Source organism: Flavobacterium sp. MK4S-17 (assembly GCF_009848495.1).
Classification (GTDB): Bacteria; Bacteroidota; Bacteroidia; order Flavobacteriales; family Flavobacteriaceae; genus Flavobacterium.
In genome coordinates, this window is the sequence record NZ_WWEP01000015.1 from 1 (window position 1) to 3,243 (window position 3,243).

The 3,243-nt window shown below is 37.1% G+C and carries 5 protein-coding genes; 2 read left to right on the forward strand and 3 right to left on the reverse strand.

Translation table 11 applies throughout. The features are described 5' to 3' along the window. Nucleotides 1-190: 190 nt before the first annotated feature. The gene (locus GSF09_RS07390) at nt 191-706 is read left to right on the forward strand and encodes a shikimate kinase (protein WP_159800309.1); all 516 of its coding nucleotides are present in this window, start codon (nt 191-193) and stop codon (nt 704-706) included. Here the strand turns inward: GSF09_RS07390 and GSF09_RS07395 are convergent. Genes GSF09_RS07395 through GSF09_RS07405 form a run of 3 tightly spaced genes read right to left on the reverse strand, consistent with a single transcriptional unit; the run spans nt 703 to nt 2,167 of the window. Then, nucleotides 703-1,200 carry a phosphoribosyltransferase family protein gene (locus GSF09_RS07395; RefSeq protein ID WP_159800313.1) on the reverse strand — a complete coding sequence of 166 codons (498 nt, stop codon included), beginning with the start codon at nt 1,198-1,200 and terminating at the stop codon, nt 703-705. The genes GSF09_RS07390 and GSF09_RS07395 overlap by 4 nt on opposite strands. A 3-nt stretch (nt 1,201-1,203) precedes the next feature. Further along, nucleotides 1,204-1,788, reverse strand: coding sequence for a methyltransferase domain-containing protein (locus GSF09_RS07400; RefSeq protein ID WP_159800310.1), 585 nt, complete (start codon nt 1,786-1,788; stop codon nt 1,204-1,206). Next, entirely contained in the window at nt 1,772-2,167 is a 396-nt protein-coding gene (locus GSF09_RS07405; RefSeq protein ID WP_159800311.1) for an RNA-binding S4 domain-containing protein, read from the reverse strand. The genes GSF09_RS07400 and GSF09_RS07405 overlap by 17 nt, the downstream gene beginning before the upstream one ends. 80 nt (nt 2,168-2,247) lie before the next feature. Here GSF09_RS07405 and GSF09_RS07410 point away from each other — a divergent pair, with 80 nt between their 5' ends. After that, a complete protein-coding gene (locus GSF09_RS07410; protein WP_159800312.1) occupies nt 2,248-3,141 on the forward strand; it encodes an FKBP-type peptidyl-prolyl cis-trans isomerase in 894 nt (297 codons plus the stop codon). Nucleotides 3,142-3,243: the final 102 nt, after the last annotated feature.

Here is a 3,243-nt window from a genome sequence, read left to right on the forward strand (position 1 = left end):
GGGCTCGAACCCAGGACCCCAACATTAAAAGTGTTGTGCTCTACCAACTGAGCTATCGAGTCAAAAAGCATTCCCTGAATGCGGGTGCAAATATACGGATGTATAATTAATTATTCAAAGCGATTTTATTATAAATTTGAGTTTTTTTTGATTAAATTATTTAATGCCTTAATATTTAAGACCTTATTAAATGCAGAAAATTATTCTTACAGGCTACATGGCATCAGGTAAAACCACTATTGGTAAATTACTTAGCCAGGCCAGCGGCCTTGATTATATTGACCTTGATGAATATATTGAAAGGAAGACAGGAAACACTATACAGGAACTGTTTAGGTTAGGGGAGATAAAATTCAGGAAACTGGAACACGAAAGCCTTAAGGAAATAATGGATACAAGAAATAGTTTTATTTTAAGCCTGGGTGGCGGTACACCATGTTATGCCAATAACCATGAGTTTTTAAAGCAGGACGATATACTATCCGTTTACCTTAAAACCGGGATTGATGAAATTATTAGCCGCATTAATATACAGAAAGATAATATAAGGCCTATGCTGGATAATTTAAAAGGTGAAGAGTTGAGGGAATTTGTAGCCAAGCACCTTTTTGACCGCAGTTATTTTTATATGCAGGCTAAGCATGTAGTTGCAACAGATAATAAAACACCGGAGCAGGTAGTAAACCAGATAATGAGCCTGTTTTAACTTAAATATGCATATTCTTCATTTTCCTCAAATATAACCTGTATATGCTCCTGTAAGGAGGTAGATAGCGATAAGCCCTTAAAATCAGCCTTAACAGGATATTGCTTGTGGTTACGGTCTATAAGTACGGCAGTTTTAAATTTTTTAAGCGGTACTTCAAGAAAATGCTTTACGCCATAAATCAGCGTAGTGCCGGAGTTTAGAACATCATCAGTTAAAACAAGTGCCTTATTAATGTAGTCTTCTGCCGGTAGCGATGTATGTACTTTATCAAGCGGTTGCGCTTTATTTATTTTTACTTCGCAAAGTATTATTTTAAGAGGGGATATTTTTTCCAGTTCGGCAGCTATTTTTTTACCGAAAGTATAGCCGTTATTTGAAATTCCTGCTACAACTACTTCAGTTTCATCTGAAAAAGTTTCATAAATCTGGAAAGCAATGCGCCTTATTTTATGTTCTATTTCTTGTTGTGTCAGGATAATATTTTTCATTATGTGTTATTTTTTCTCAAAGATAAAAAACAGTTCCCTGCCTTCTCTTGGTTTTATAGAATTATATGCAGTTTCTAATGTTTTAATAGTAAATAGTGGAGAAAATATTTCAATATATTCTTCACGGCTGCCTCCAAAAGGCGGGCCGTCTAACGTTAATGGAAACTGAAAAAAAAGCCCGGCCAGTTTAGCACCTGGGTTTAAAATGCTGTACATTTTTTCGGCATACTTTTTCCGTAATTCAGGATTAAGTGCACAAAAAAAAGTTTGTTCCAATACAAGGTCAAATTTATCTTCAATTTCAAAGAAATCGCCATGTATTAAATGGTTTTTCGCAATTTTTGGTATTCTATGCTTTATATTTTCCAAAGGTTGCCCTGCTATATCGGCAACAAAGCTGTTCTTAAATCCCTGGTTATATAAATATTCAAATTCATATCCGTTGCCTGCACCGGGAATAAGTATCTTCAGGTTTTTATCAGCCAGTTGGTCAATATATTGCTGTAATGGAGGGGTAATGTAGCCTACATCCCAACCGGTACTGTTGCTTTTATACCTATTTTCCCAGTAATTTTTATTCAGTGTCTTCATCAAAAAAAGTGTCAAGGTCAGGAGTATAATCGTCCAGGTCGCGGCGGTCTTTCTTGGTTGGGCGGCCTGTACCTTTTGCCCTGTAATGTTCTTTAGATAATTTAAGTAATTCAAGGTGCTGAAAAGCCTCAGCCGGAGTTTCATCTTTACGGTAAACATCTACCAGTTTTGGCCCTACACGGTTGGTAGGTATATCAAGAACACTGAGTATGTAATTAATCTGGTCCCGGCGAACGGTTATTTTATCGTTGGGGAAAACTTCCCTTGATGGTTTTGCCTGCTGCCCGTTTATGGTTATGTGCCCTTTTTTGCACGCTTCTGTAGCTATATTCCTTGTTTTATAGTAGCGCACACACCATAAATATTTATCAATCCTCATACTATTTCCTAAAAATCGTTGTTATAATGCCATACAAAAATAAAGGAAAATTGTATCTTGCGCCATTAAAAAAATTGAAAATGAATAAAGCAATAAAGGCTGTAAGCCTTCTAATACTTATCTCTGTTTTTTATGCCTGTAAAAAGGACGACGGCTATAACATAGTGCCACCACGCGATTATGGTGAGCAATATGCTGCCGAGTTGCCGCTTATTGAAGAATACCTGAAAACACATTACATAGAAAGCGTAAGCACGGATTTTGATATCAGCCTGAAAGAAATTCCCGAAGGGGGTACCCAGGTTTCTATATGGGACCAGGAGGAATACCGGTTACAGTTTAAAATGGTAAAAAGTAATGATGTAGATTATAAAGTATACTATTTAGTGCTTAACGAAGGAGTGGGAGATGCCCCTACCAGGGGGGATAATGTTATAACTGCCTACCGCGGTACTATACTGGACGGAACACAGTTTGACTACAGGCCATTTCCTGACAGCTACTCCTCATTAGCAATATCTATTGAAGGGTGGCAGGAAATTATACCGCTTTTCAGGGCAGGGCTTCATGATGATTCACCAAGCCCCGACCCCGCTACTTTTACCGATTATGGTGCCGGTGTAATGTTCCTTCCTTCAGGGCTGGCCTATTTTAATTCTTCACCCAATTCGGTTATTGGTGCTTATGAAAGCTTAATCTTTACATTTAAATTATATGCTGTTGAATATACTGACCTTGATGGTGATGGCATTTTAAATAAAGATGAAACCGAGCCTGGGATAGATATAAAAGATTATGATACAGATGGCGATGGTACACCTAACTATTTAGATGCTGATGATGATAATGACGGACATTCAACAAAAAATGAAATAACCAACCAGGCAACAGGTGAGCGTTATAGCTTTGATGAAATACCTACCTGTGAAGGAGGAACCTTAAAAAGGCATCTGGATCCTGCCTGCCATGAATAGTAAACAATATTAAATATGACTAGTCCTAAAATAGGTTGACTATTTTTGATTAGACAAATTTGAAAAAAGTTCAGATATTTTCAAGATGTCTGAACTTTTTCT